The sequence below is a fragment of the Asanoa siamensis genome, assembly GCF_016862555.1.
Lineage (GTDB): Bacteria > Actinomycetota > Actinomycetes > Mycobacteriales > Micromonosporaceae > Asanoa > Asanoa siamensis.
Genome location: NZ_BONE01000021.1, coordinates 91200 through 117780 on the forward strand (window position 1 = coordinate 91200; position 26581 = coordinate 117780).

The 26581-nt window shown below is 72.3% G+C and carries 22 protein-coding genes and 1 riboswitch; of the genes, 7 read left to right on the forward strand and 15 right to left on the reverse strand.

From position 1 onward, the window contains the following. Position 1 precedes the first annotated feature (1 nt). Positions 2-134: riboswitch (cyclic di-AMP (ydaO/yuaA leader) on the reverse strand. Positions 135-512: 378 nt separating this feature from the next. Then, positions 513-1754 (forward strand): glutamate-cysteine ligase family protein, encoded by a 1242-nt coding sequence (locus tag Asi02nite_RS15205; RefSeq protein WP_203713472.1) that lies wholly within the window; start codon positions 513-515, stop codon positions 1752-1754. 4 nt (positions 1755-1758) lie between these two features. Here Asi02nite_RS15205 and Asi02nite_RS15210 read toward each other — a convergent pair whose 3' ends face one another. Beyond that, a complete protein-coding gene (locus tag Asi02nite_RS15210; RefSeq protein ID WP_203713474.1) occupies positions 1759-2646 on the reverse strand; it encodes a diacylglycerol/lipid kinase family protein in 888 nt (295 codons plus the stop codon). Between the two features lie 11 nt (positions 2647-2657). Then, positions 2658-4544: a glycosyltransferase family 2 protein gene (locus Asi02nite_RS15215; protein WP_203713476.1), complete on the reverse strand. Its 1887-nt coding sequence runs from the start codon at positions 4542-4544 to the stop codon at positions 2658-2660. A gap of 93 nt (positions 4545-4637) precedes the next feature. Between Asi02nite_RS15215 and Asi02nite_RS15220 the strand changes: the two genes are divergently transcribed. Further along, positions 4638-6266, forward strand: a complete 1629-nt coding sequence (locus Asi02nite_RS15220; protein WP_203713478.1) for a glycosyltransferase family 2 protein — start codon at positions 4638-4640, stop codon at positions 6264-6266. Between the two features lie 9 nt (positions 6267-6275). On the opposite strand, the gene Asi02nite_RS15225 is transcribed toward Asi02nite_RS15220, so the two are convergent. The 6 genes from Asi02nite_RS15225 to Asi02nite_RS15250 all read right to left on the reverse strand — a co-directional run bounded on the left by Asi02nite_RS15225 (position 6276) and on the right by Asi02nite_RS15250 (position 15160). Then, complete coding sequence (locus tag Asi02nite_RS15225; RefSeq protein WP_203713480.1) at positions 6276-8090, reverse strand: glycosyltransferase; 1815 nt, start codon at positions 8088-8090, stop codon at positions 6276-6278. Positions 8091-8092: 2 nt separating this feature from the next. Continuing rightward, positions 8093-10285 (reverse strand): bifunctional glycosyltransferase/CDP-glycerol:glycerophosphate glycerophosphotransferase, encoded by a 2193-nt coding sequence (locus Asi02nite_RS15230; RefSeq protein ID WP_239126731.1) that lies wholly within the window; start codon positions 10283-10285, stop codon positions 8093-8095. Then, on the reverse strand, positions 10252-12051 hold the full coding sequence (locus Asi02nite_RS15235) for a DUF5941 domain-containing protein (protein ID WP_203713481.1): 1800 nt from the start codon (positions 12049-12051) through the stop codon (positions 10252-10254). The genes Asi02nite_RS15230 and Asi02nite_RS15235 overlap by 34 nt, the downstream gene beginning before the upstream one ends. Beyond that, positions 12048-12794 carry an ABC transporter ATP-binding protein gene (locus Asi02nite_RS15240; protein ID WP_203713483.1) on the reverse strand — a complete coding sequence of 249 codons (747 nt, stop codon included), beginning with the start codon at positions 12792-12794 and terminating at the stop codon, positions 12048-12050. The genes Asi02nite_RS15235 and Asi02nite_RS15240 overlap by 4 nt, the downstream gene beginning before the upstream one ends. Continuing rightward, positions 12794-13612, reverse strand: coding sequence for an ABC transporter permease (locus tag Asi02nite_RS15245; RefSeq protein WP_203713485.1), 819 nt, complete (start codon positions 13610-13612; stop codon positions 12794-12796). The genes Asi02nite_RS15240 and Asi02nite_RS15245 overlap by 1 nt, the downstream gene beginning before the upstream one ends. Positions 13613-13792: 180 nt before the next feature. Further along, positions 13793-15160, reverse strand: coding sequence for an L-serine ammonia-lyase (locus tag Asi02nite_RS15250; protein WP_203713487.1), 1368 nt, complete (start codon positions 15158-15160; stop codon positions 13793-13795). 164 nt (positions 15161-15324) lie between these two features. Here Asi02nite_RS15250 and Asi02nite_RS15255 point away from each other — a divergent pair, with 164 nt between their 5' ends. Then, complete coding sequence (locus tag Asi02nite_RS15255) at positions 15325-15528, forward strand: PspC domain-containing protein (protein WP_203713489.1); 204 nt, start codon at positions 15325-15327, stop codon at positions 15526-15528. Between the two features lie 96 nt (positions 15529-15624). On the opposite strand, the gene Asi02nite_RS15260 is transcribed toward Asi02nite_RS15255, so the two are convergent. The 7 genes from Asi02nite_RS15260 to pdxH all read right to left on the reverse strand — a co-directional run bounded on the left by Asi02nite_RS15260 (position 15625) and on the right by pdxH (position 21494). Next, positions 15625-16386, reverse strand: coding sequence for a DUF4230 domain-containing protein (locus Asi02nite_RS15260; RefSeq protein WP_203713491.1), 762 nt, complete (start codon positions 16384-16386; stop codon positions 15625-15627). A gap of 51 nt (positions 16387-16437) precedes the next feature. Beyond that, positions 16438-17598, reverse strand: coding sequence for an acyl-CoA dehydrogenase family protein (locus Asi02nite_RS15265; protein WP_203713493.1), 1161 nt, complete (start codon positions 17596-17598; stop codon positions 16438-16440). 10 nt (positions 17599-17608) lie between these two features. Next, the gene (locus Asi02nite_RS15270) at positions 17609-17908 is read right to left on the reverse strand and encodes a type II toxin-antitoxin system VapB family antitoxin (protein ID WP_203707577.1); all 300 of its coding nucleotides are present in this window, start codon (positions 17906-17908) and stop codon (positions 17609-17611) included. A gap of 82 nt (positions 17909-17990) precedes the next feature. Next, positions 17991-18599, reverse strand: coding sequence for a nitroreductase family protein (locus tag Asi02nite_RS15275; protein ID WP_203713495.1), 609 nt, complete (start codon positions 18597-18599; stop codon positions 17991-17993). Positions 18600-18646: 47 nt separating this feature from the next. After that, entirely contained in the window at positions 18647-19576 is a 930-nt protein-coding gene (locus Asi02nite_RS15280; RefSeq protein ID WP_203713497.1) for an aldose 1-epimerase family protein, read from the reverse strand. Next, on the reverse strand, positions 19573-20802 hold the full coding sequence (locus tag Asi02nite_RS15285; RefSeq protein ID WP_203713499.1) for an MFS transporter: 1230 nt from the start codon (positions 20800-20802) through the stop codon (positions 19573-19575). The genes Asi02nite_RS15280 and Asi02nite_RS15285 overlap by 4 nt, the downstream gene beginning before the upstream one ends. 62 nt (positions 20803-20864) lie before the next feature. Then, positions 20865-21494 (reverse strand): pyridoxamine 5'-phosphate oxidase, encoded by a 630-nt coding sequence (gene pdxH / locus Asi02nite_RS15290; protein ID WP_203713517.1) that lies wholly within the window; start codon positions 21492-21494, stop codon positions 20865-20867. A gap of 202 nt (positions 21495-21696) precedes the next feature. Here pdxH and Asi02nite_RS15295 point away from each other — a divergent pair, with 202 nt between their 5' ends. From Asi02nite_RS15295 to Asi02nite_RS15310, 4 genes are all read left to right on the forward strand, one after another. Next, positions 21697-22803 (forward strand): citrate synthase 2, encoded by a 1107-nt coding sequence (locus tag Asi02nite_RS15295; RefSeq protein WP_203713501.1) that lies wholly within the window; start codon positions 21697-21699, stop codon positions 22801-22803. A 113-nt stretch (positions 22804-22916) separates the two neighbouring features. Then, on the forward strand, positions 22917-24044 hold the full coding sequence (serC, locus tag Asi02nite_RS15300; protein WP_203713503.1) for a phosphoserine transaminase: 1128 nt from the start codon (positions 22917-22919) through the stop codon (positions 24042-24044). 123 nt (positions 24045-24167) lie between these two features. Then, positions 24168-25214 (forward strand): septation protein SepH, encoded by a 1047-nt coding sequence (gene sepH / locus Asi02nite_RS15305; RefSeq protein WP_203713505.1) that lies wholly within the window; start codon positions 24168-24170, stop codon positions 25212-25214. Positions 25215-25262: 48 nt separating this feature from the next. Further along, the gene (locus tag Asi02nite_RS15310; protein WP_203713507.1) at positions 25263-26249 is read left to right on the forward strand and encodes an aldo/keto reductase; all 987 of its coding nucleotides are present in this window, start codon (positions 25263-25265) and stop codon (positions 26247-26249) included. Positions 26250-26581 lie beyond the last annotated feature (332 nt).

A 26581-nucleotide genomic window follows, 5' to 3' on the forward strand; every position in this document is an offset into this window, starting at 1 on the left:
TTCCTTCGGTCGGGCCGCCGACCGGGTTAGCTGACGGGTTCGGGACGGAACAACCCCTACCGCATTGCGCGGACTCACCCCAAGGGAACTCTGGGTCCCCGGCTCGCCTCACGGCGATTAGGCGGCAGCGGCGCCGGAGTCACCGGGGGGATGATCCGGCTGAAGCCGGGGCCAGCTTAACCGATCCTGACCTATTCTTCGCAAGCATCGAAAGGCGCCTTCTTTGTACGCGGAATGCGTTACGTACCAACGACTTTCGGTCACCAAAGGCGCCCTTAAGAAAGCGTTCGGAAAAACGTGAAAGAAGCGGGACGCAACCGCCCCCGTCAGCCGAACGTGTGGTCAATCGGGTGTTCATTTCGAGTTGGCCGGTTTGGCTGGACACGGCGGCCCGCGGGACCGCTAATGGAGTCACCCCGACCGGGCTCCCGGACGGCACACCTACCTCACCGAACGCCGCCGCCGGCCCTGCCCACCGACGGCGGCGGACGACCGCACTCATCGGAGGCGCCGTGGACGACATCGCCGTCCTCACGGAGCGCGCTGCGGAGATCTACGTCGCGGCCGCGGGATTTCGGGTCGGCCCCATCGGCCGGGTCGGCGTCGAGGTCGAGTACCCGGTGCGAGATCCGCGGACGCCGCTGGCGCGGCCGTCGATCGACCGGCTGACCGCGGCCACCGCCCACCTGGGCCCACTGCCCGGCGGCGGCCAGATCACCATCGAGCCCGGCGGCCAGTTGGAGATCTCGTCCGCGGTCGGCGCGTCCCTCGTGGACTGTGTCGACGCGAACCGGGCCGACCTGTCGGTGGTGCGGTCGGCCTTGGCCGCCGACGGCCTCGTGCTCGACGGCACCGGCCTGGACGCGCACCGCACACCCGAACTGATCACGACGAACCCGCGCTACGTCGCGCTCGCCGAATACCACGGCCGCTCCGGCGGCAAGGGCCTCGCGGTCATGTGCAACTCGGCCTCGGTGCAGGTCTGCCTGGACTCGGGCGACGACTCCGACGGCTGGGCCGGCTACCGGATGCGCTGGTGGCTCGCGGACGCGATCGGCCCGGTGCTGCTGGCGGCGTTCGCCAACTCGCCGCGGACCGTGCGCGGCCACCGCTGGGTCTCCTACCGGCAGGCGCTGCGGTTCGGCACCGACGCCACCCGGACCCGCGCACCCCGCCGCGGCGGCGAGCCCCGGGACGACTGGGCCCGCTACGCCCTGCGGGCCAACGTGGCGATGATCGCCGAGCCGGAGCCCGCGGCCTGGCAGGTTCCGACCGGTCTGACGATGCGCTCCTGGCTGCGCGGCCACGGCCCGCGCCCGGTCACCCTGGCAGACCTGGAACGCCACCTCGGCACCCTGGTCCCACCGGTACGCCCGCGCGGCTACCTCGAGTTCCGCATGATCGACCAGCAGCCGGGCGACGGCTGGGTCGTGCCGCTGGCGGTGGTCAGCGCGCTGCTCGACGACCCGATCGCGGCCGACGCGGCCGCGGCGGCGACCGAGCACCTGCGCTCGCCCCTGCGCCGGCACCGCGACTGGCTGGCGGCGGCCCGCACGGGTCTGCGCGACCCGCAACTCGCGACGGCGGCCCTGACCTGCTTCACGGCGGCCGCGGCGGCCCTCGACCGCCGGGGCGCCGGGCCGCGCATCCAGCAGGCGGTGGCGGCGTTCATCGAGCGCTACGTGGCCCGCGGCGCCTGCCCGGCCGACGACCCGGTCCCACCGGCCACTTTCACGGAGCCCGCCCTAGGTTAGGGGGCTAACCCGGCAGGCAGAGGGTGATCGCGGCGGGGACTGCGCGGACCTTGAGCTTCTTGGCCGCGTCGCGTGCGCCGCCGTCCATCTCGTAGATGAGCGGCTCCGCCAGGTCCACCCGGATCTTGCGGCCCGTCGTAATCTTGATGAACGGCGAGCCGTCGGAGCGGCCCGTGGCCATCCGCCCGAGCGTGCGCGCCCATTCCAGCGCGCCCTCGGCGGTGGCCACGCCGACCTCCAGCCGGCCGTCGTGCGGGTCGGCGTCGTCGAACGCGCGGATGCCGCCGGTGATGGTGCCGACGTTGCCGAACAGCACACAGCTCGCCGCGCCCGCATACCACTCCTCGCCGTCGACCGTCACCCGCATCGGCACCGCGCCGTCGCGGACGTGTCGCGCACCGGTCCAGGCGTACGCGAGCCGGCCGAGCCGGTCCTTGAGCCCGCGGTCCGCGTCCCGGATCAACTCGCCGTCGAAGCCGGCCCCGGCCATCACCGCGAAGTGCTCGCCGTTGACCCGGCCGACGTCCACGGACCGGCGCTTGCCGTGCAGGCCGATCTCCACCGCCTCGGCGAGGTCTTCCGGGATCTCCAGGTTGGCGGCGAGCAGGTTGGCCGTGCCGGCCGGCAGGATGGCCAGCGGCACGTCGTCGGCGCCCGCCCGGGCCAGCGCGTCGACCGTGCGCTGCACCATCCCGTCGCCGCCCCAGACGAAGATCAGCTCCGCGCCCGCGTCCAGCGCCTTGCGTACCTTCTTCGGCGCTTTCCGGCTCTTGGGCACCTCGTACCAGAGGGGTTCGATCACGCCCGCGTCGGCGAGCAGGCGCCGCAGTTCCGGCAAGCCGCCGTCGAGGCTCTTCTTCCGATGGGCCACCACCGCGACCTTGTCCGCCATGGCGACGAGGTTTACCCCGGCAGCGCCGCCCGTACGCCTGGCTCCGTGCCGAACTCCGGGTGTCGCAGCACGCCCGGCCACTGCGGGCCGTTGTTACGCAGGAAGTATTCGATCCCGGTGTCCCAGGTGTGCCCGCCGGCCCGCCGGTGGTAGAGGTAGCCGAGCGGGTGGGTCCGGTAGATCAGGCCGCCCGCCCGCGTGACGCGCTCGATCAGGCCCCGGTCGATCGACCGCGGCACCGGCCGCCAGCCACCGATCTCCTCCAGGTCGCCCCGGCTGATCAGCATCGTGCCGCCGGCGACCACCTTCGCGTAGTTCTCGGCACCCGCGCTCTCCCGGCGCACCGTGATGCCCAACGCGTGCAGGTAGACGAAGTCGGCGGTCTTGCCGACCAGCGTCGCGCCGGAGACGAGCCGGGCCAGCACGAGGTCCCAGACGTGCTCCGGCCCGTACGTGTCGTCATCGTCGATCTTGGTCAGCAGGCTGCCCCGCGCGCGCATCGTGGCCCGGCCGATCGCCTCGCCGAAGCCGTACCGCTGCTCTGGCCCGATCGTCATTAGCTCGACCGGCCGGGTGCAGCGCGCGACCTGGCCCAGCAGCTCGGCCGACGGGTGCGTCCCGTGCAGGCAGAGCACGATCTCGAGATCCGGGTACGTCTGCCGTTCGATCGCGGCGATGGCCGGGGCGACGTGCTCGAGCCGGCGGGTCACCAGCAGCACGCTGACCGGCGGCGGGGCGGTCAGCGCCGGGAACGTCGCGCCGGCCAGCCGGGGCAGCGCGAACGCGGTGGCATGCTGGCGCAACGCCGCCCGGCGCTGGCGGACCGCCCGTGCCTCCCACTCGAGCTCGTCCGCGGCCGGCGGCGGCAGGTCGCCCAGCACCAGCGGGCGCAGCTCGTCGGCGAGCAGGGCGGCGACGGGCGGGCGCAGCCGGGGCGCGTGGACGAGCACGCCGGCCGCCGCGAGCCGCACCAGCACCGCCGCCTCGCGGGCCGGATAGACGCAGGGCGCCTGGGCGCAGTGCACGATGCCGACCTCGACCAGGGCGGCCACGGACTCCGGCGGCAGGCGGTGGTCGTCCATCCGGCCCCGGGCCAGCACTCCCGCGGGCCCGTCGATCCGCCAGCCGTGCTCCTCGAAGACCAGTTCGGCGCGGGGCACCCGCCGGCCGAACGGGCCGTACCGCCCGACGTAGGCCTCGACGTCGACCAGCACCGTGCGGCCCACCCCGGCCGCACCGGCCCGGATCACCCCGCCGTACAGGGGATCCGGCGTCTCGCCGGCCGGCGGCAGCGGTGCGCCGTCGGCGCTGAGCACAAGGTCGTGCGGGCGGATGTCGGCGTCGGTCGGCAGCGCGCCGCTGACCACCGCCACGTTGGCCGTCGCGCCCACCCACGGCGGCGCGACCTCCTGCGCGGTGATGTCGGCGCTGACCGCCCGGGGCAGGGGCCGCACGGAGCTGAACACGGGCAGCACGGCCATGATCAGCTTGCGCAGCGGCGCGGGGCGACGCAGCTCCAGCCCGACGGTGGCCCGGCCGCGGTCGGCCGTGGGCAGGTCGACCCGGTGCGCGACCAGGTGTGGCACCGGGCCGAGCCGGCCCGACCAGGTGCTCTGTGGGTTCTGCCAGTCCTCGACGAAGACGGTCAGCTCGCGCACCATGGTGCCGCCGACCGGGTGGTCCAGCAGCCGGCGGAGATCCGCGAGCGAGGCGGCGCCCACGCACATCGTGGTGACCCAGGTGCCCGGCCCCAGCGGCGCCGCGGAACGCTCCGGCGAGTCGATCACCCGCAGCCGGGCGCCGAGCATCCCGACGGGCCAGGCCCGCCCCGGCGCGGGACGCGGGCCGGCGAAGATCCGCCACCGGCGGAAACGGCTCCGGTGCTGGTCCGCCGCCACGCGACGCCCCCTTCGTGCCGGAAACCCCCGTTGACCGGCACATTTAACGTAGCGTCCAGGCGGGGTGGATTTCCGCTGGATACACTCACGACCGTGCCGACCCCGAACGACGCAGCCGAGCCGGTCCGGATCTTCCGCAACGACTGGAGCGTCCTGGAGCCGCCCGAGATCGGCGCCTGGAGTCCCACGAAGACCGTTTCGGTGGTCATTCCGGCCTACAACTGCCAGGAGTCGCTCAACCTGACGCTGGCCGCGCTGGCGCACCAGACCTACCCCGAGGAACTGCTCGAGGTCGTGATCGCCGACGACACCAGCGACCCGCCGATCGAGCTGCCGAAGATCCGTCCGGCCAACACCCGGATCGTCCGGGTCGCCGACCACTCGGCGGGTTGGGGCCGGGCCAACGCCCTGCACGTCGGCGCCACCAACAGCACCGGCGAGATCCTGCACTGGCTCGACGCCGACATGGTCGTCTTCCCCGCGCACGTCGAGGCGCAGGTCCGCTGGCACCACGTCAGCGACGATGTCGTCACGCTCGGCTACAAGCGCTTCGTCACGAGCTGGGCCACGCCGGAAGAGGTCGCCGAGCGGTGCGCGGCCGGCACCATCGACACGCTGTTCGCCTTCGAGGACACCGAGCCGCACGACTACGTCGAGAAGATCATCGACGACACCGACCAGCTGCGGGCCGGCGACCACCTCAACTTCCGGGCCCACGTCGGTGCGACGGCCGCGCTGACCCGCCGGCTCTACGAGGAGACCGGCGGGCTCGACACCAGCCTGCGGCTCGGCGAGGACACGGAGTTCGGCTACCGGCTGACCCAGGCGGGGGCGGCCTTCGTACCCGAGCCCAAGGCCGGCAGTTGGCACATGGGTCCGACCAACATGATGCAGCGCGGCGAGGCGCTGCGCCGCTACAACTGGCCGTTCCTGGCTGACCTGATGCCGCAGCCGCGCTGGCTGCGCTCGGTCGGCAACCGGAGCTGGCAGGTCCCGCTGGTCACCGCGGTGGTCCGGGCCGAGGGCAGCTTCGAGCTGGTCAAGACGTGTGTCGACCTGCTGCTGATGAGCGACCTGACCGACATGCGGATCTTCCTGGTCGGTGACTGGGCGTCGCTCGACAACGGGCGGATGTCGGTGCTCAAGGACCCCAACCTGGACCTACGGCTGGTCGAGGCGACCTACCGGCACGAGCCGCGGGTCGCGTTGGTGGCCTCGGCGCCCGAGGACGTGTTCCCCTCGCCGTACCGGATCAACGTCCCCGTCAGCGCCGGCGTCGACGCCAACACGGTGCGGCGGCTGGTCAACATCGCCAACCGGTGGCAGGTCGGGCTGGTCCGGGTGCTCGCCCCCAAGGAGAACGCGCCGGAGCAGACGCTGGCCCTCTGGCGCACCTCGGCCCTGCGCCGGGCCGCCCGGGCGAAGCGCCCGGACGAGTCCTGGGAGAAGGCGGTCGTATCGGTGGCCGGCGAACGCTGGGTCAGCGCCCGCGACTTCGCCGTGGCAAATCTGGCCGAGTGGCCGGCGGAGGAGTTGGTCTCGCCGCTGCCGCGGCTGGTCGCCCGACCGACTTTGGGCAACAAGGTCAGCTTCCTGGGCGTCGACACGATCCCGGTGGGGGGTGCGCGTTCGCTGGCGCTCGCCACCCGTTTCGTCGCCATGCGCGTCGCGGGCGCGGCCAGCCGCACGCTCCGCACGAGGTTGGTCCGCCGGGGCGAGTAGGGCGACCGGTCAGCCGGCGGCGACGACGCGGAGCACGCCGCGTTCGTCCGGGCCGACGCGCACCGGGCCGGCCGCCCTCTCGGTCAGGCGCGGGCCGGCCAGCAGCGGCACGGTCTCGCCGTCCGGTCCGGGCAGCGCCGCTCGCCATGTCGCGGGCGGCTCGGCTGGGACGCCGGGACGGCCGATCGCGGCCGTCAGGTCCGCCAGCGGCACCCGGGCCATCCACTTCGGACCGGCCGCGATCACCGGGTACGCCAGCGACGGCACGCCGGGCGCACGCTCCAGGTGGAACAGCGTCCCCGGCGCGAGGTGACCGAACCCGTCGACGTAGAGATCGCCGGCGTCCTCGCCCGCCTCCGCCGCGAACACCTCCGGCTGGTCCACCGCCACTCGCAGCACCCCGCCGCGGACCACGGGCGCCACCAGCGCGCCGCCGACCCAGCGCGACGGCAACGCGATCGGATCCGTGACCCGCAACAGCCCCCGCGCCGCGCCCCGGGCGGGCGCCACGTTGACGGTCCACTCCCCCGGCGCCCAGCCGGCTTTGCCGCGCAGCCGGGAAGGGGACAGCGTCCCCGCACCGCCGACAGCCGGCAGCGCCACGGCCCGAGCGCCCGGTGCGCCCTCGCGCAGCCAGAGCAGCCCCACCGGCGCCGAGGACCCGGCGAGCGAGATCCGGAGCCGGTCGCCGGACCACCGCACGCCGGCGGCCCGCACCACCGGGGCAACCGGGTCCCGCCACGCGGCCATTCCACCGGCGGGCGCCACGCCGGACCCCACCACGCCTTCACCTGGCGCCGCACCGGACCCCGCCAGGCCGCCGCCCGGGGCGGCGCCGGACACCGCCACGCCGCCGCCTGCCGTCTTGCCGGCCCGTACCCTCGAGACCAGCTCGACCACCGCGTCGATCTCGCCGTCGCGGGTCAGGCGCCAGGCCTCCGCCAGCCGGCTCGGCAGGCGGGACAGCACCCCGTCGTCCACATCGGCCAGGAACGCCGCCGCGAGCTTGCGGAACCGGTGCCGGTAGGCCTCGTCCGCGTCCGGCAGCACCTCCAGCACCAGCCGCAGGTCGCTCTGCAGCGCGGTCTCCGCGTACCAGGTCGCGAACGACCCCTCCAGCGCCGACAAAGCGCTGACCACCGCCGCGAACCGGTCGTCCAGGTTGCGCTGCTCGGCCAGCCGCTGGCTGATCGACGGGTCCCCCGGCGGCCGCTGCCGCCAGTAGTAGACCGGCAGCCCGACCACGTCGACCTGCCGGCTCCGCCCGTACAGCGGCACCGTCACCGGAATGTCCTCGTAGTGCACACCCTCCGGAAAGCGCGTGTCGCCCCAGAACGACCGTCGCCACACCTTGTTGCACGCGAGCCGGTCGTACACGAGATACCGGTGCGCGCGCGGGTCGACCGCCAGCCGGGTCTCCCGGTGCGTGCCCCGGTGCAGCGGCGACGGCGACAGCTTTCCGGAGGTCAGTAGCGCGACGTCGCCGGTCGCGAAGTCCGAACCCGTTTGCTCGAGCGCGTTGACCAACACCTCGAACGCGTACGGCGGCAGCACGTCGTCGGCGTCGACGAAGGCGAGATAGTCCCCGCCGGCCACCGCCGCACCGGCGTTGCGGGCGGCCCCGAGGCCGTGGTTCGACTGGTGCACCACCCGGAACCGCGGGTCACGCTCCGGCCACGCGTCCGCGAGATCCCCGCTCCCGTCGGTCGACCCGTCGTCGACCAGCACGACCGAGAGATCGCGATAGGTCGACGCAGCGAGCGATTCGAGGCAAATGTCCAGGTAGCGGGCAACGTTGTGCACCGGAACCACGACCGTCAGCATGATCAGTCCTTGAAGACCGTCTCGACCACCCGCCGCGCGGCCTGGCCGTCCTCCAACGACGTGAACCGGCGGCGGAACTCGGCCCGGGCCTTGGCCGCCGCGTCGCCGGCGTACGAACCCGTCCGGAACGCGTCCAGCAGGTCGTCGAGCGTCAGCGCGACCGCGCCCGGCGGCTCCGCCACGACGTCGAAGTAGACGCCCCGGATCATCCGGTACGCCTCCCAGTCGGGCGCGTAGATGACGATCGGCCGGTCCAGCACCGCGTAGTCGAACATCACCGACGAGTAGTCCGTGACGAGCACGTCGGCGGCCAGATAGAGATCCTCGACCGACGGGTACGCGGAGACGTCCCGTACACCCGGCAGGTCGACCGGATCCGGCGCGGCGCCGGAACGGTCGTGGAAGTAGTGGCTGCGCATCAGCAGCACCGCGTCGTCGCCGGCCGCCGCCCGTACCCGCTCGGGGTCGAACGGCGGGTGGTAGCCGGGCAGGTGCTCGCGGTGCGTCGCGGCGTAGAGCACCACCGGCTGACCCGGCCGCAGCCCCAGCGACGCGCGCACCCGGGCCACCTCGTCCGGGGTGGCCGACGCCAACCGGTCGTTGCGCGGGTAGCCCGTCTCCAGCGTGCGGTAGCGGCACGGGTAGGCCCGCTCCCACATCTGCGTCGTGAACGCGTTGGCCGTGATGCTGTAGTCCCAGCGGTCCGCCCGGCGCATCTGCCCCGCGAAGTCCGCGTCCTGCACGCCGCCGGGATAGTCCTGCTGGTCGAGCCCCATCACCTTGAGCGGCGTGCCGTGGTGGGTCATCACGTGCGTGCTGCCCGGCCGCTTGACCACGTAGTTGGGCCAGTTGACGTTGTTGATCAGGTAGGTCGCCTGCGCGAGCGCCCGGAAGTAGGCGCGCGTGCCGGCCACCACGTAGGGCACGCCCGGCGGCAGGCTGCTCACCTTGTCGCGGCGCACGACCCAGACACCGCGTACGTCCGGCGCGAGTTCCCTGGCCTTCTCGTAGATCGCCGCGGGGTTGCAGGCATAGCCGCGGTACCAGTAGGCGGCGTAGAGCGCCAGGCGCGGATCCTGGGGCCGGCGCAACTCCGCGTGGTAGTAGGCGCGCAGCGCGGCCTTCCGGCCGAGCCGGGCGGCGCCCTTGCCGCGTCGCGCCGCCCGCACGGCGACCGCCCCGCCGGCCTTGGCGCCCTGTGCGCGGCGGAAGCCGAACCGCAGCGCCTGGAACGTGCGGTGCCGGCCGGCGGCCACGAGCCGGTGCTTCAGGCCGTCCATGCCACCCGGCACCGGGTAGCCGCCCGGCGGCAGGAAGCGGTGGTAGTGCGCGTTCATCTCCGTGAAGAACCGGGCCCGCATCTCGTCGGGCAGCCGGTCGTCGTTGCCCCGGACGATCAGGAAGTGCCAGATCATCCGGCGGAACAGCAGCCCGCGCAGCTTGTCGGCGCCGGGACGGCTGTCGTCGAAGGTGTCGAAGACCTCGGCCCAGTTGGTGAAGATCGCGAAGTGCCCCTCGCCGACCGTACGGGTGGCCGCGCCGACCCGCCGCTGGCGGTAGTGCACGCCGACCCGGTCGAGCACGGTGATGCGGTCGGCGGCCATCAGGACGCGGTAGGTGAACGGGACGTCCTCGTACCAGCCGGTCTTGAACTGGAACCCGGTCGACAGCAGCAACGACCGCCGAATGATCTTGTTCCACGGGGTGTGCAGGATCTCGATCGCCTTCGGCCACTCGTGCAGGGCGAAGACCTCAGGGGCCGCGGCGAAATTGTTCCGTGAGGCGTCGACGGTGCCGTCCCAGTGCGACCGGACGTGGTCGACGACCACGACGTCGGGATCGAGGTGGGCGATCCGGGCCGCCACCGCCGGCACGATGCCGTCGGCCAGCCAGTCGTCGCTGTCGACGAACCAGACGTACGCACCGGTGGCGATCTCGAGGCCGCGGTTGCGGGCCGGCCCCTGACCGCCGTTGCGTTCCAGTGTGAGAACCGTCACCCGGGGGTCCCGGGCCGCGTACTCCGCCAGAATATCGGCGCTGCCGTCCGTCGACCGGTCGTCGACCGCGATCAACTCGACCGGCACCGAGTCGTCGGCGAGCAACGAGTCGAGACACTGCCGCAGGTACGACCGGACGTTGTAGACCGGAACAACGAAGCTGATCAGAGGGCTGCCATTGCCGCCCGGTTCCGCCACCAGATCACACTGCCCAACGCGAAGGTAAACAACAGGTAAGCAGCGATCGTAACCGTCGTGGCGGCGGCCTGCCCGAAAGCACAGCCGAGGGCGAGCACGAGAACCCGGCCGTCCCAGCCCAGGCCCCACCGGTGCAGCCAGCCGCCGGTCTCCCGTTTCTCCAGCTTGGCGGTGAGGTCGTAGTGCCAGAGGGCGAGCGCGAACAGCAGCAGGAAGGTGCCCCAGGCCGGCACGTCGAAGCCGACCCCGATGGCGATGACGAAGAGGTATTCGGCGGCCCGCAGCGCGGCCGGCACGAGGTAGTCCAGCGGCCGGTCGTGCGGCGCCGCGGCGGGCAGCGCGGCCACCAGCAGCGCCACCGCCGCGCTGAGCGTCACCGTGCGCAGGTCGCCACCCCCGAGCCCGGCGTACGCGAGGGCCAGGAACAGGGCGGCCACCAGCACCGCGGCGACGGCGCCGGCGAGCGGCCCGCCGACCCGGAACCGGCTCAGCGCCCGGGCGATCGGGCCGTCGTCACGCTGCTCGCCGGCCGCGACGCCGGTGAAGGCGGAGACCCGCATGCCCCGGGCGCGCAGGGTACGCAGCCCGAGCGTGTAGGCGAACGCGACCACGATGCCGGCCAGCACGGCGACCAGCGCGATCCGCGGGCCGAAGAGGGCACCGAGCAGCGCCATCACCGCCCACCGCTCGCCGATCGGGAACGCGGCCGTGCGCTTGAGCCAGTAGGCGGGCGAGCCGGTGTCGCCGCGGACCCGGGCCGAGACGGCGCCGAGCCGTCCCGCCACCCCACCCGTCGACGGGGCGGCGACCGGCACGCGGGCCGCCACGTCGTGCAGCGTGCCGTACCAGGTGTCGGTCATGTGCCGCACGGTCTGGAGGCCGATCGCCGTGATCGCCAGCGGCCAGGCCCCGGCCAGCCCGGCGCTCTCCGCGCCCACGGCGAGACCGGCGTAGACCAGGTACTCCTTGGCCCGGTCGGCGATCGTGTCGAGCCAGCCGCCGAACACGCTGAACACGCGCGTGTAGCGGGCGAGTTGCCCGTCGACGCAGTCGAGCACGAAGCCCAGGTAGAGCAGGACCCCGGCGAGCAGCCAGGCGGGCCGGCCGCCGCCCCAGGCGAACAGCGCCGCAGCCCCCGCGACCACCACGACGGAGATCGCGGTCACCTGGGTCGGCGTCAGCCGCAGCCGGGCCGCCGCCCGGGTCACGTGCGGCGACCACGTGCTGACGAAGTAGGTGGTGAAGAAGTCGTCCTGCTCCTTGACCGCGAGCCGCAACTCCGCGCGGTCCGAGTCGACGGCCGCGACGGCGGCCAGCGCGGCGGGGATCTCCGCGGGCGCGGTGACGCGCCGGGCGACCAGCAGCCGGACCCGCTGCGCGGTGACGGTGACGCCGGCGGCCAGCAGGCCGGCGAGCATCGGACCCGAGGCGTCGGTCAGCGCGGGAAGGTCGGCCACGCCCACCCGGACGAGCCCACCGGCGACCCCGGTCGGATCGCCGGGCACGAGCTGGCCGCGCTCCTCGCGGACGGGTTCGCCCGGCCCGTCGGGCAGCACCAGGGCAACGGTCCCGGCGCCGGGCGCGGTGACCACGTGGCGGATCACCGCATCGTGCGCGACGAGGTCGCCGGCGCAGACCAGCACCGGCTCGGACCGGTCGGCCGGCAGCGTGTGCCGCACCTCGCGCACGCCGGCGGCGCGGAGTTGGGCGGCGAGCCGTTCCAGCAGCGCCGGGTCGGGGCCCGGCAACAGGACGGCTACGGTCACGCGCGGACGACCGCGTTGTAGGCGTCGAGCGCGTCCTGGACCGAGCCGTCGGTCATCAGCTTGCCCGCGTTGAAGTAGAGCCCGCGGTTGCAGAACCGGGTCAGGTCACCCTCGTTGTGGGAGACGAGCACCAGGGTCCGGCCCTCGGCGAGCAGCCGCTCGATGGTCGCGTAGCACTTCTTGCGGAACTCGGCGTCGCCGACCGCCATCACCTCGTCGACCAGCAGGATCGGGTGCGACAGCTGGGCGATCACGGAGAAGCCGAGCCGGACCTTCATGCCGGACGAGTAGTGCCGGACCGGGGTGTCGATCGCCTTGCTCACCTGGTCGCCGGCGAAGTCGACGATCTCGTCGAACGTCTTCTTGAGGAAGTTGCTCGACAGGCCGTGCAGCGAGCCGACCAGGTGCACGTTCTCGCGGCCGGTGAGGTCGTTGGAGAAGCCCGCCGAGAGCTCCAGCAGCGGCGCCACCCGGCCGCGGACGGTGATCTTGCCCTCGTCCGGGATCAGCACGCCGGCGATCAGCCGCAGCAGCGTGCTCTTGCCCGTGCCGTTGCGGCCGATGATGCCGATCGCGTCGCCCGGGTTGATGGCGAAGTTGACGTCGCGCAGCGGCCAGAACTCGCCCGGGTTGGGCTGCCGCCCGCCGCGGTGGATGAACATCTCGCGGATCCGGAGCTGCCGGCGGCGGTTGCGGACGAACCGGACGCCGAGCCCCTCGGCCTCGATGATCGGGGTGGCCATCACAGCTCCTTGAGGACGGCGGGTTCGAGGCGGCGGAACACCCACCAGCCGCCGACGAGCAGGGCGACGCTGATGCCGACGGTGATGCCCAGCAGCGTGGCGCTCGGGAACATCTCCGGGTACCAGATGGCGTGGTAGAGCTCCATGATCCCGACCAGCGGGTTCAGCTCGTACACGTCCTTGGCCCAGCCGGGCATGTTCGCGTTCTGCACCATCGCCAGCGGGTAGATGATCGGCGTCGCGTAGAAGAGCACCCGCAGGCCGAGCCGCATCAGCTTCTCGACGTCGCGGAGCAGCACGTTGAGCGAGGAGAGCAGCAGCGCGAGGCCGGTCAGGAAGACCGTCTGCAGCAGCACCGCGAGGGGCAGCGCGAGCAGTTGCCAGTCGAAGTGCAGCTCGCCGAAGACGATGGCCAGGATGATCAGGATCGGCAGGCCGGCGAGGAACTCGGCGAACCGGCCGAGCACGCGACCGATCGGGAAGACCTGGCGCGCCACCTTCATCGTCGTGATCAGCCGGGCCTGGCCGGTGAGCGCGCTGGTCGCCTCGCCCATGGCCGCGTTGGCCCAGGACCACGCGAAGATCCCGGTGATCAGGAACAGGGGGTACGAGTTGTTGGCGTCACCGAGGTGGCGGTCGGAACCCGTGCCGTAGAGGACGCCGAAGACGAACCAGTAGATGGCGGCGACGCCGAGCGGCTCGATCAGTGACCACAGGTAACCAAGAAGGGACTGCTGGTATTTCACCGCGAGGTCGCGGCGGACCAGCAGCCCCAGGGCGTTGCGGTTTTCCCACAACGTCATCACGCTCGATGTCACAGCCGCCTCCACCTGCGCTTTTCATCGACGAGCAACCCGTCGGCGGTCAGCCGCGAACGTCTTGCGTGGCTGCCCGAGCGACGCACGCGTCGCGGCGGCTGCGAGCGCCGACGCGGGCCGCTGACGCGCCATAGGTTAGCAGCCAGTAAAACTGGCTCATAAGCGCAGCGTCCCCCGGGCTCAGCACTCGATGACGTTGACCGCGAGACCACCGCGGGCGGTCTCCTTGTACTTGACCTTCATGTCCGCGCCCGTCTCCCGCATGGTCTTGATGACCTTGTCCAGCGAGACGTGGTGGACCCCGTCACCGCGCAGCGCGAGCCGGGCCGCCGTGATCGCCTTGATGCTGGCCACGGCGTTGCGCTCGATGCACGGGATCTGGACCAGGCCGCCGACCGGGTCGCAGGTGAGGCCCAGGTTGTGCTCCATGCCGATCTCCGCGGCGTTCTCCACCTGCTCAGGGGTGCCGCCCAGCGCCTCGGCCAGCCCGGCCGCCGCCATCGAGCAGGCCGAGCCGACCTCGCCCTGGCAGCCGACCTCGGCGCCGGAGATCGAGGCGTTCTCCTTGAACAGGACGCCGATCGCCGCGGCCGCCAGCAGGAAGCGGACGACGCCGTCGGCGGTCGCCTCCGGGACGAACCGGGTGTAGTAGTGCAGGACGGCCGGGATGATGCCGGCGGCGCCGTTGGTCGGCGCGGTGACCACCCGCCCGCCGGCCGCGTTCTCCTCGTTGACGGCCAGTGCGAAAAGAGTCACCCAGTCCATCACCCGCAGCGGGTCGCCGGCGATCTCGGAGCGCAGCTTGCGGTTCAACTCGGCGGCCCGGCGGCGGACCTTCAGGCCGCCCGGCAGGGTCCCGTCCCGCTCGCAGCCCCGCTCGACGCACTCCCGCATGACGCGCCAGATGTCCAGCAACCCGGCGCGGACTTCGGCCTCGGAGCGCCAGGCCAACTCGTTCGCGAGCATGACGTCGGAGATCGAGCCCTTGGCCTCCGCGGCCCGGTCGAGCAGTTCGGCGCCGGTGCGGAAGGGATAGCGTACGGGCGTCGTGTCCGGTTTGATCCGATCGGCGCCGGCCGCCTCCTCGTCGACCACGAACCCGCCGCCGACGGAGTAGTAGGTGCGCTCCCGCAGCGTCGCGCCCGCGGCGTCGAAGGCCGCGAAGGTCATGCCGTTGGGGTGGTAGGGCAGCGAGCGCCGACGGTGCAGCACCACGTCCTCGGCCGGGTCGAAGTCGATCTCGTGCCGGCCCAGCAGGGCCAGCCGCCGGCCCTCCGCGGTGCGGGCCACCAGCTTCGGCACGGCGTCGGTGTCGACCTCCTCGGGCGTCTCACCGGCCAGGCCGAGGACGACGGCCCGGTCGCTGCCGTGGCCGTGGCCGGTGGCGCCGAGCGAGCCGAACAGCTCCGCCCGGACCCGGGCCGTGCCGGCCAGCACGCCGTCGTCGGCCAGGCCCGCCACGAACGTACGGGCGGCGCGCATCGGGCCGACGGTGTGCGAACTCGACGGTCCGATACCGACCGTGAAGAGGTCGAAAGCGCTGATCACCGGCGTGCTCCATTCTTCGTGCGGCCGCGCGCGAGCATACGCGCGCAATCGGGGTACTCCCTACGGGAAGCGGAGGCCCGAAATCCACCTGCGGACCGAGGGCGGCCTTGATGTCCGTTTCTACCGTTGGTATCAGGACCGAATGAAGGGAAAGGGACTTACAGATGAGCGCTCGACTCGTCCGACCGCGCGACAACCGGTGGATCGCCGGCGTGTGCAGTGGGCTGGCCCGCCGCTTCGGGATGCGACCCAACACCATGCGCTTGCTGTTCGTGCTCTCCTGCCTGCTGCCCGGCCCGCAGGTGCTCGCGTACATCGTGCTCTGGGTGCTGATGCCCGACGAGAGCCGCTACCACGCCCACGCGTGACGCGCTGAAGACCGGGAAGGGGCCCCTGCCGGGGCCCCTTCAACCCCGAAGGGGCGCCCGCCCTGAAGCCCCCGTGGGGCCCCTTCCCCTTTGTCCTCAGGGAGCGGTGTAGGTGATCGTCACCGTCTCGTAGCCGAGCGACTTGAGCATGCCCTCGAGCATCGTCTTGGTGTTGGCCCGGGCCCGCTCCTGCAGCCCGCTGTCCACCGCGGCCGCCTTGATCTTGTCTTCGGCGAGCTGATAGACCTCGGCCTGCTGGTTCGGGTCGCGTTTGATCAGGTCGCCGAGCCGGTTGGCCAGCCCGCGCTCCTCGGCGAAGATGTAGCTGTCCTGGGTGTTGAGGTTGACCTCGCCCAACTGCGGCGCGGGCAGCTTCACCTCGACCGACTTGCCGTCGGGCGACTCGATGATCGCGCCCTCGGCGATTGTGCCGAAGTCGACGTAGGCCTCGACCGAGCCCACCCCGACGAACAGCGTCCGCTCGTTGAGCAGGAACTCCGGGATGTTGTCGCGGCTGGTCTGCTTGTCGACGATGACCTGGAAGTTGCCCTCGGCCGCGACGTAGCGGCTCAGGTCCTGGATCGACTTGAGCAGCGGCGGCTGGCTGCGGTCGGTGGTCTCCTGGGCGAACGGGTTGCGCCAGCTCGGCAGCAGGTCGGCGGCCTTGAGCGCGAAGCCGCCGGCGATCAGCACGGCGACGATCGCGGCCAGCCAGATCAGGCCACGCCACCGAGGTGGTCGGTTCTGCGGCTGCTGGTCGGTCCACGCCGGATCGTCCGGCTGCCGGTCTTCGGCCGTGGCGTTGACGCCTGGGGCGTTGACACCGGGGTACTCGCGGGTGGGCTCGATATTGGCCATTTGTCCACCTCACCGTCCTTCTGCGAACAGTTTCCCCGATGGCGGCAAGCCCTAAACGAAGGCCGACACTCCCGTGAGCTTCTGGCCGATCACCAACTGGTGCACCTCGCTCGTGCCCTCGTAGGTGAGCACGCTCTCCAGGTTGTTGGCGTGCCGCATGACCGGGTATTCGGCGCTGATCCCGTTGGCGCCGAGGATCGTGCGGCACTGCCGGGCGATCGCGATCGCCTCGCGCACGTTGTTGAGCTTGCCGACGCTCACCTGCTCGGGCCGCAGCCGCCCCGCGTCGGCCAGCGTGCCCAGGTGCCGCGCGAGCAGGTAGCCCTTCTGCAACTCGACCGCCATGTCGGCGAGCTTGGCCTGGGTGAGCTGGAACCCGGCGATCGGCCGGCCGAACTGCTCGCGGCTGACCGCGTAGTCGAGCGCCGTGGTCAGGCAGTCGCGGGCGGCGCCGAGCGCGCCCCAGACGATGCCGTACCGGGCCTCGGTCAGGCAGGACAGCGGCGCCTTGAGGCCCTCGGCACCCGGCAGGCGCGCGTCGTCGGGCAGCCGGACGTCGTCGAGCACGATCTCGCCCGTGGAGGACGCCCGCAGCGACATCTTGTGCGTGATCTCGCGGGCCGTGACGCCCGGCGTGTCCATCGGGACCGCGAAGCCGCGCACGCCCTCGTCGGTGCGGGCCCAGATCACCGCGACGTCGGCCACGGGGGCGTTGGTGATCCACATCTTGCCGCCGGTGAGCACCCAGTCGCCGCCGTCGCGGCGGGCCCGGGTCGCCATGCCGGCCGGGTCGGAGCCGTGGTCGGGCTCGGTCAGCCCGAAGCAGCCGATCGCCTCACCCGCGGCCATGGGCGGGAGCCAGCGCTGCCGCTGCTCCTCGGAGCCGTACCGGTGGATCGCGAACATCGCCAGCGAACCCTGCACCGAGACCAGCGAGCGGACGCCCGAGTCGCCGGCCTCCAGCTCGAGGCAGGCCAGACCGTACGCGGTGGCGGTCGCCCCGGCGCAGCCGTATCCGGTCAGGTGCATGCCGAGCAGGCCGAGCTTGCCGAACTCGGCGGCCAGCTCACGGACCGGGACGCGGCCCTCCTCGTACCAGGTGGCCACGTGCGGCCTGACCCGTTCGTCGACCACCCGGCGCACGACGGCGCGCATGTCGCGGTCTTCGGGGGACAGGGTCCCATCGAGGTCGAGCAGCTCCAGCGGGTCCATGCCGCTCACCCTATTCGGTGGGCAGCACGAGCACCCGGGCGTGGATCTGGTTGCGCTGCTGCAGTGCGGCCCGCAGCGCCCGGTGCAGCCCGTCCTCCAGGTAGAGGCCGCCGTGCCACTGCACGACGTGCGGGAACAGGTCGCCGTAGAACGTCGAGTCCTCGGCGAGCAGCTTGTCGAGGGCGAGCTCGCGCTTGGTGGTGATGAGCTGGTCGAGCCGCAGCGGCCGCGGCGGGATCTCCGACCACTGCTTGAGCGTCAGGCCGTGCTCCGGGTAGGGGCGGCCGTCACGTACCGACTTGAAGATCACGCACCGCTCCTCCCGGCTAGGTGGCTGGCCGCCAGCTGGCTCAGCCTATCGACCCGCGCAACGATAAGCGTCGGGCGGCGAGTCAGTCTCGGGACCAGCGGCCCCGGTGTACCACCTGATCAACGGAACGCCGCCCCCTTTTCAGTGACGGCGACAGCCGATCGGGTGCCCGGTAGCCGATCGTCACGGCACCGATCGGGTTGAATTCGGCCGGCACGTCGAAAGCTTTCCGATATCGGTCGACCGACTCCCCCGGGATGCCGAAGAAGCACGCTCCCAGCCCCTCGTCGACGGCCGTGAGCAGCATCAACAGCGCCGCCATCCCGGTGTCGACGTCCCAGTAGGGGACCGGCCAGCGGGCCGGGTCGCGGTCGGTCCAGCCCTTGTCGGGCTCCGCGTAGCGGTCGAGGTAGGCGGACCGGTTGGAGTGCGGCACGACGATCAGCGGCGCCCGGCGCATGCCCTCGATCCACCGGCCGCGCCCCCGCCCGTCCGGCGTCGTCGCCGCCCAGAACGCCGCCCGGTCGGCCGGGTCGTCCAGCACCAGGAAGCCCCAGCCCTGCGAGAAGCCCGCCGACGGCGCGTGGGTCGCGTGCGTGAGCAGCCGGTCGACCACCGCCGCCGGCACCGGGCGGCCGGGGTCGTAGTCGCGGACCATCCGCCGCTTGCGGACGACCTCGCCGAACTCCATCACCAACCTCCCCGGTGGCCGGTTTCGCAACTTATCGGTCGGCCCGGCTATCCGTCCACCGAGACCTGGACGCCCCAGGCGGCCGTCCAGGTGTCGCCCGGCTCGATCACGATCACGTCGTGGCCGGAGCGGAACGCGTCGGGTGGGCAGGTCTGCGGCTCGACCGCCACGGCCCGGCGCTGCCGGTCGCCGTGCAGGGTGTCGGAGGTGAAGACCACCCACCACTTGAACGCCTCGCCGCCCCAGACCCGCAGCGTGCGGGTCGCGTCGGAGATCAGCACCGCGGAGGTGCCGTCCGCGTCCCGGTCGACGTCACCGAAGGCGTTGTCGAGCACCTGCGCGCCGATCCGCCGGGCCTCGGTGAAGTCATGGTCGCCGCCGGCCACCTTGGCCGCCCCGATCGGCAACAACCGGGCGTCGAAGAGCACCCGGCTGTGGCCGGGGACTGTCAGCAGCAGGTCGTCGACCGTGGTGCCGGGCAGCCGGAAGTACGGGTGCGCGGCCAGGCCGAACGGCGCGGCCGCGACCCCGATGTTGGTCACCTCGTGGTCGACCCGCAGCCCGTCGGGGCCGAGCGAGTAGCGGGTGCGCAGGTTGAGCTGCCACGGGTAGCCGACCTGTGGCGGCAGGTCGAGCTCGATCAGCACCGCCGACTCGGACCGCTCCACCAGGCGCCAGCGCTGCCAGGCGACCAGGCCGTGGATGGCGTTGTGCTTGGCCGGCTCGGTGAGCGGGAGCTGGTAGGCCACCCCGGCAAAGGTGTAGCGGCCGTCCCGGATCCGGCTCGGCCACGGCGCCAGCACCTGCCCGGAGCTGCCCGGCGGCAACTCGTCCTGCGCGTACCCGTCGAGGTAGTCCACCCCGTCGGCCCGGTAGGCGCGCAGCCCACCGCCGACCTCGACCACGACGGCCTCCTGGCCGTGCGCGGCGATCGTCCACTGTGTTCCGGAAAGCGGCGGGGCGGTGCGGTTGGTCATGGGCCGGACGATATCGGTTCCGGCTGGGCCGCGGGCTGCGGGTCCGGCTCCGGGTCCGGGCTCCGGTAGCGGGCCAGGGCGGGGAAGACCAGGGCGAGCGCGATCGCGAGGCCCGCCGCGGCGAAGCCGCCACCGCTGAACGCCGCGCCGACACCCCAGATCGCGGCGGTGCCGCCCGCCCGCAGGTCACCCAGCCGGGGCCCGCCGGCGACCACGACGGTCATCACACCCTGGAGCCGCCCGCGCATCTGGTCGGGGGCGTAGACGAGCAGGATCGAGTGCCGGAACACGGCGCTGACCAGGTCGGCCGCGCCGGCCAGGGCGAGCACGACCACCATCAGCCACAGGCTGTGCGCGAAACCGGCCAGACCGACCAGCACGCCCCAGGCGACCACGGCGCCGACCAGCGCGAGGCCCTGACGGCGGACCCGGCCGATCCAGCCGGAGGTGAGCCCGCCGAGCACCGAGCCGATCGCGATCGCGCTGAACAGGAAGCCGACCGCGGCGCCGCCACCGAACCGCTCGGCGGCGATCTCCGGGAACAGCGCCCGGGGCATGGCGATCGTCATCGCGATGATGTCGATCGCGAACGAGAGCAGCAGCACCGGCGCGCCGGCCAGGTAGCGGAAGCCCTCGACCACGCTGCGCAGGCCGGCCCGCGCGGTCTCGCCGACGGGCGGGATCGCCGGCAGTCGCAGCGTCGACCAGAGGCCCACGGTGAACAGCAGCGCGTCCGCGGCGTACGCGATGGGCAGTGCGGTGTGCAGGTCCCAGCTCGCGAGGATGACGCCGACCGTGAGGGGGCCGAGCACCACGGCGGCCTCGCCGGTCGTGAACGAGAGCGTGTTCGCCGCCGGCACGAGGTGGCCCGGCACCAGCCGCGGGATGATCGCGCTGCGGGTGGGGTTGGTCACCGCGAACGCGCACGACTGGACGGCGGTGAACAGCAGGAGCAGCCACGGGTTGTCCCACTCCGCCAGCGACTGCACGAGGAAGCCGAGGGTGCCCAGCCACATCACGACCGAGCCCGCGATCAGCAGCTTGCGGCGGTCCATCGCGTCGGCCAGGGCGCCACCCCAGAGACCGAAGACCAGCAGGGGCACGAGGGCCGCGATGCCGAGCAGGCCCACCCAGAACGACTTCTGGGTCAGGGCGAACATCTCGACGGGTACGGCCACCGCGGTGAACTGGTAGCCGTAGTTGGAGAAGGCGGTGCCGATCCACATCCGGCGGTAGCTGGGGGTGGCCAGGGGCCGTAGGTCAATGGCCCATCGCCGGGGTCCTCTGCTCACGGTGCCAGGCGTTCGATGATCCACTCTCCCTGTTCGGTCCGACGGTAACGCAGCCGATCGTGCAGCCGGCCGCTGCGCCCCTGCCAGAACTCCACCGTCTCGGGCGCCACCCGCAGGCCGCCCCAGTGCGGCGGTGCCGGGATCGCCGACTCGGCCGGGAACCGCCGCTCGGTGGCGGCGTACCGCTCGTCGAGCGCGGCCCGGTCCGGCAGCACCCGGGACTGCGGGCTGGCCCAGGCGGCGACCTGCGACGCGCGCGGCCGGCCGGCGAAGTAGGTCTCGGTCTCCACCCGGTCCACCTCGGTGACGGTGCCCCGGACCGCGATCTGCCGCATCATCGGATGCCACGGGAAGAGCAGCGCCGCGTACGGGTTGGCCCGCAGCTCACCGCCCTTGCGGGACTCGAAGTTGGTGAAGAACACGAAGCCGCGCGCGTCGACGCCCTTCAGCAGGACGGTCCGCGAGCTGGGCCGGCCGGCGGTGTCGGCGGTCGAGAGCACCATGGCGTTGGGCTCGGGCAGGCCGGCGGCGACGGCGTCGGCGAACCAGCGCTGGAACTGGTCAGGCCAGGCCGGCGCGAGGTCGGTGACGTCCAGGCCCTGTTCGGTCGCGTAGTCCCGGCGCATGTCGGCCAAGTCGGGTGTGTCTCCGGTCACGTCCTCATCCTCGTGCACGCGTTAAGGGGTGATATGCACTGTTCGTCGGCTCTCCGGTTTGCGCGCAGTGCTCGCGCAGCCGAAGACCCAGCAGGCAAGATGACACGAATACGAAACCTGAGCGGAAGCTAAGGCGCCGAAATGTTGCGGGGCGCATAGGCGGGAGGGCGAAATGTCCGACTTTAAGCCGGGGCTGGAGGGCGTCGTCGCCTTCGAGACCACCATCGCCGAGCCCGACAAGGAAGGCGGCTCGCTCCGCTACCGGGGTGTCGACATCGAGGACCTGATCGGCCAGGTGAGCTTCGGCAACGTCTGGGCGCTGCTGGTCGACGGCCGGTTCGGGCCCGGGCTGCCGCCCGCCGAGCCGTTCCCGGTGCCGGTGCACTCCGGCGACATCCGGGTCGACGTGCAGTCGGCCGTGGCGATGCTCGCGCCCTACTGGGGGCTCTCCCAGCTCCTCGACATCAACGACACGCAGGCGCGGGAAGACCTCGCCCGCGTCTCGGTGACGGCGCTCTCCTTCGTGGCCCAGTCGGCCCGCGGCCTCGGACTGCCGGCCGTGCCGCAGAAAGAGATCGACAAGGCCGCCACGATCGTCGAGCGGTTCATGAAGCGCTGGCGGGGCAACCCCGACCCGCGGCACGTGAAGGCCGTCGACGCCTACTTCATCTCCGCCGCCGAGCACGGCATGAACGCGTCGACGTTCACCTGCCGGGTGGTCGCCTCGACCGGCGCCGACGCCGCGGCCTGCATCTCGTCGGGCATCGGCGCGTTGAGCGGGCCGCTGCACGGCGGCGCGCCGTCGCGCGTACTCGGGATGATCGAGGCCGTCGAGCGCAGCGGCGACGCCGAGGGCTACGTCAAGGGCGTGCTCGACCGCGGCGAGCGGCTGATGGGCTTCGGGCACCGGGTCTACCGGGCCGAGGACCCCCGCGCCCGGGTGCTCCGGCGCACCGCCAAGGAGCTCGGCGCGCCGCGCTTCGAGGTCGCCGAGGCCCTGGAGAAGGCCGCGCTGGAGGAGCTGCGGGCGCGCCGCCCCGACCGGGTGCTGGCCACCAACGTCGAGTTCTGGTCGGCCGTCGTGCTGGACTTCGCCGAGGTGCCGCCGCACATGTTCACGTCGATGTTCACCTGCGCCCGCACCGCGGGCTGGAGCGCGCACATCATGGAACAGAAGGCGCTGCAGCGGCTGGTGCGACCCTCGGCGCGTTATGTGGGCCCTGGGACGCGCAAGCCGGCCGACGTCGAGGGTTGGCACCAGATTCCCCACGGTGAGTAGGGTCACGCCTCTGCCGCTGGGACCGTGCGTCGCGCAGTCTCGTTGGAATGGAAGTATGAAAGTTCGGCAGCGCCGCCGGCTTTCCATTCCGAGCGCGACCTAAGGATCAATTCGTGGCTGACGTGACCAGCATCCGGATTCCCGACGAGATCAAGCCCGCTGACGGACGGTTCGGCTGCGGGCCGTCCAAGGTCCGCCCGGAGGCGGTGTCCGCGCTCAGCCAGGTCGCCACGAGTTACCTCGGCACGTCCCACCGGCAGAAGACGGTCCGCGACCAGGTGGCGCGGCTCCGCTCGGGGCTGGCCTCGTTCTTCAGCCTGCCGTCCGGCTACGAGGTGATCATCTCCAACGGTGGCACCACCGCCTTCTGGGAGGTCGCGACGTTCGGCCTCGTCCAGGACAAGGCGCAGTTCGCCAGCTTCGGCGAGTTCGGTGCCAAGTTCGCGTCGTCGGTGAAGGCCGCGCCGTTCCTCTCGGACCCGACCGTCCGCAAGGCCGACCCGGGCAGCGCGCCGGGCCTGGTCGCGGAGGAGGGCGTCGACGTCTACGCGACCCCGCAGAACGAGACCTCGACCGGTGTGGCCGTGCCGATCCGCCGGGTGCCGGGCGCCGACCCCGGTTCGCTGCTGCTGGTCGACGCGACGTCCGCCGCCGGCGGGCTCGAGGTCGACCCGCGCGAGGCCGACGTCTACTACTTCGCGCCGCAGAAGGCGTTCGCCTCCGACGGCGGGCTGTGGATCGCGCTGATGTCGCCGGCGGCGCTCGACCGGGCGGCCGAGGTCAAGGCGTCAGGTCGCTACATCCCGGCGTTCCTCGACCTGATGACGGCTGTGGAGAACTCGCGGCTCGAGCAGACCTACAACACGCCCGCGCTGGCCACGATCTTCCTCGCGGCGGAGCAGACCGACTGGATGAACGCGCAGGGCGGCCTGTCGTGGGCGGCCAAGCGCACCGCGGAGAGCGCCGGGGTCATCTACGGCTGGGCCGAGCGCTCCTCGGTAGCCACGCCGTTCGTCACCGACCCGGGCCTGCGCTCCAACGTGGTCGCCACCATCGACTTCGTAGAATCCGTCGACGCCGCGGCCGTGGCCAAGGCCCTGCGCGCCAACGGCATCGTCGACACGGAGCCCTACCGCAAGCTGGGCCGCAACCAGCTCCGCGTGGCGCTGTTCCCGGCGATCGAGCCGTCCGACGTCGAGGCGCTGACCGCCTCGATCGACTACGTCCTCGAGCGTCTCTAGCATTTGTTCCTCGCGACACCCCGGCGTGCCTAGCGGTGCGCCGGGGTGATAGTGGGCTACCGTGTCCTTCAGCGTCTCGACTCTGGTCGGGATCGGCCAGCTCAGCGGGACGGAGGCAACGCGATGCGGCCTGTACGCTTCGTCGCCCTCTCCGAGGACGGCCAGGCCATGGTGCTCGCCGACGAGGTGGGCCGACTCCTGGCGCTGCCACTCGACGAGCGGATCAACGGTGTGCTGCACGGCGACGCACCGGCCGCGGTCAGCGGCGCCGGCCATTTCGGTGACCAGCCGCCGTCCCTGTCACCCCGCGACATCCAGGCCCGCATCCGCAGCGGCGAGTCCGCTGAGGACGTCGCCCGCATCGCGGGCGTGCCGGTCGACCGGGTGCTGCGCTATGCCGGCCCGGTGCTGCAGGAGCGGGCGATGCTCGCCCAGCACGCGCGCCGCACCCGGCTGAAGACGTCGGAAAAGGGCGCCCCGCTGGCCGAGGTGGTCGACGCCCGACTCGCTCAGCACGGCATCGACGCCGAGAAGATCTCGTGGGACGCCTTCCGGCGCGACGACGGCACCTGGCGGATCATCGCCACCTGGCCGTCCGGCAAGGCCACCGCGCAGGCCATGTGGGATCTCGACCGCGGCCGCCAGGTCGTCACCCCGCACGACGACATGGCGCAATACCTCTGCACCGAGCGGCCGCAGCCGCTGCTCGGCCAGGAGCCCGCGACTCCGGAGCGGGGTGGCCACGCGCTGCCCGGCCCGTCGCGCGGCGAGTTGCCCGGGCGCGGCAGCGGTCACGGCCTGCCGTCCGCGCCGGTCGAGCCGCGCGCACCGCGCGACGCGATCCGGGCGGGCCGCGACGCGCTGCTCGCGTCGCTCGACCGGCCGTTGACGCCCCCCGGCCGCGGCCTCGACGCCGGCGCTTCGGAGCCCCGCCGCGGCGGCGCGGCGGCGTTGCTGGGCTCCGGCTCGGGTTCGGGTTCGGCCTTCGACGACGACGCCGACCTCCCCAAGGAGATCCCGGCGGTGCCGTCGCTGGCGGTCCTCCGCCCCCGCCGCACGGCGGGCGCACCGGGCGGCGACCAGACCGACCCGGCGGGCAAGCCCCGCAAGCGCCTACCCAGTTGGGACGACGTGCTCTTCGGCAGCGCCCCGCAGCGCGAGTCCTCTTAGCACTCTCCCGTGTTTCGCATCCTGCCCACCGGTGGCAGGGTGAAGGGCATGGAATTCACCAACCTGGGTCGCACCGGTCTTCGGGTCAGCCGCCTGTGCCTCGGCACGATGAACTTCGGGCCGCAGACCAACGAGGCCGACAGCTTCGCCATCATGGACCGCGCGCTCGAGCACGGTCTCAACTTCTTCGACACGGCCAACGTGTACGGCTGGAAGCTGGGCGAGGGCGTCACCGAGCAGATCATCGGCCGGTGGCTGGCCCAGGGTGGTGGACGCCGCGACAAGGTGGTGCTGGCGACCAAGGTCTACGGCCGGATGGGTGACTGGCCCAACGAGCGGGGCCTGTCGGCCCACCACATCGTCCGGGCCTGCGAGGCGTCGCTGCGCCGGCTGGGTGTCGAGACGATCGACCTCTACCAGATGCACCACATCTCCCGCTCAACCCCCTGGGACGAGATCTGGCAGGCGATGTCGACGCTGGTCGCGTCGGGCAAGGTCATCTACGTGGGTTCGTCCAACTTCGCCGGTTGGCACCTGGCCCAGGCCCAGGAGTCGGCGTCCCGCCGCAACTTCCTGGGTTTGGTGTCGGAGCAGTGCCTCTACAACCTGGTGGCCCGCGGCCCGGAGTTGGAGCTGATCCCGGCGGCGCAAAATTATGGGCTGGGCATCATCCCGTGGTCCCCGCTGCACGGTGGCCTCCTCGGCGGTGTCCTCCGCCGCTTGGCGTCGGGCGAAGCGACCCGCGCAAAGGAAGGCCGGGCTGCCGAAGACCTGGCCAAACATCGCGAGTCGATCGAGGGTTACGAAAAACTCTGCGCGGACCTGGGTCACGAGCCCAGCAACGTAGCGCTGGCCTGGCTCCTCTCCCGCCCGGGCGTAACGGCCCCGATCATCGGCCCCCGCACCCTCACCCAACTCGACGAGGCGGTAGAGGCCGTGGACATCGAACTGGACAAGGCAACCTTGGCCAAACTGGACGACCTCTTCCCCCCACACGGCAAGGGCGGCCCGGCCCCGGAAGCCTGGGCCTGGTAGTTCCCCGCCCGCCATCGTTCCGGGCGAATCTCCTCCCGGAGCTAACGCCCAAGATCCCGTCGTCCCCGCCGGGCGACTGATCTCGGGCGGGTGAGCCGCGGATGTCGGGGACGGCGTGGCAGGTCACCGCGCCACCGCGATGCCAGCACGAGCCGGCCGCGACTGGGGCGAGGTCGGCGGTGGCTGGGCCACGCGTTAGACACCGGCCCGGCGGGGTCGGACGCGCCCGGCCCGGAACCGACTGCGCCGGGCCTGAATGCGCCCCCCCGCAGACGACAGGTCCGGGCCAGAGCCCAACCGGCCCGGAAGCTACATGTCCGAAACGGAACCCG

Excerpts from the sequence above, each read along its gene's own strand:
- Asi02nite_RS15210 (WP_203713474.1), bottom strand. The coding sequence starts at position 2,646 with ATGGCGGACAAGGTCGCGGTGGTGGCCCATCGGAAGAAGAGCCTCGAC.
- Asi02nite_RS15225 (WP_203713480.1), bottom strand. The coding sequence starts at position 8,090 with ATGCTGACGGTCGTGGTTCCGGTGCACAACGTTGCCCGCTACCTGGAC.
- Asi02nite_RS15240 (WP_203713483.1), bottom strand. The coding sequence starts at position 12,794 with ATGGCCACCCCGATCATCGAGGCCGAGGGGCTCGGCGTCCGGTTCGTC.
- Asi02nite_RS15255 (WP_203713489.1), top strand. The coding sequence starts at position 15,325 with ATGAGCGCTCGACTCGTCCGACCGCGCGACAACCGGTGGATCGCCGGC.
- Asi02nite_RS15260 (WP_203713491.1), bottom strand. The coding sequence starts at position 16,386 with ATGGCCAATATCGAGCCCACCCGCGAGTACCCCGGTGTCAACGCCCCA.
- Asi02nite_RS15265 (WP_203713493.1), bottom strand. The coding sequence starts at position 17,598 with ATGGACCCGCTGGAGCTGCTCGACCTCGATGGGACCCTGTCCCCCGAA.
- Asi02nite_RS15275 (WP_203713495.1), bottom strand. The coding sequence starts at position 18,599 with ATGGAGTTCGGCGAGGTCGTCCGCAAGCGGCGGATGGTCCGCGACTAC.
- Asi02nite_RS15280 (WP_203713497.1), bottom strand. The coding sequence starts at position 19,576 with ATGACCAACCGCACCGCCCCGCCGCTTTCCGGAACACAGTGGACGATC.
- Asi02nite_RS15285 (WP_203713499.1), bottom strand. The coding sequence starts at position 20,802 with ATGTGGATCGGCACCGCCTTCTCCAACTACGGCTACCAGTTCACCGCG.
- pdxH (WP_203713517.1), bottom strand. The coding sequence starts at position 21,494 with ATGCGCCGGGACTACGCGACCGAACAGGGCCTGGACGTCACCGACCTC.
- Asi02nite_RS15295 (WP_203713501.1), top strand. The coding sequence starts at position 21,697 with ATGTCCGACTTTAAGCCGGGGCTGGAGGGCGTCGTCGCCTTCGAGACC.
- sepH (WP_203713505.1), top strand. The coding sequence starts at position 24,168 with ATGCGGCCTGTACGCTTCGTCGCCCTCTCCGAGGACGGCCAGGCCATG.
- Asi02nite_RS15310 (WP_203713507.1), top strand. The coding sequence starts at position 25,263 with ATGGAATTCACCAACCTGGGTCGCACCGGTCTTCGGGTCAGCCGCCTG.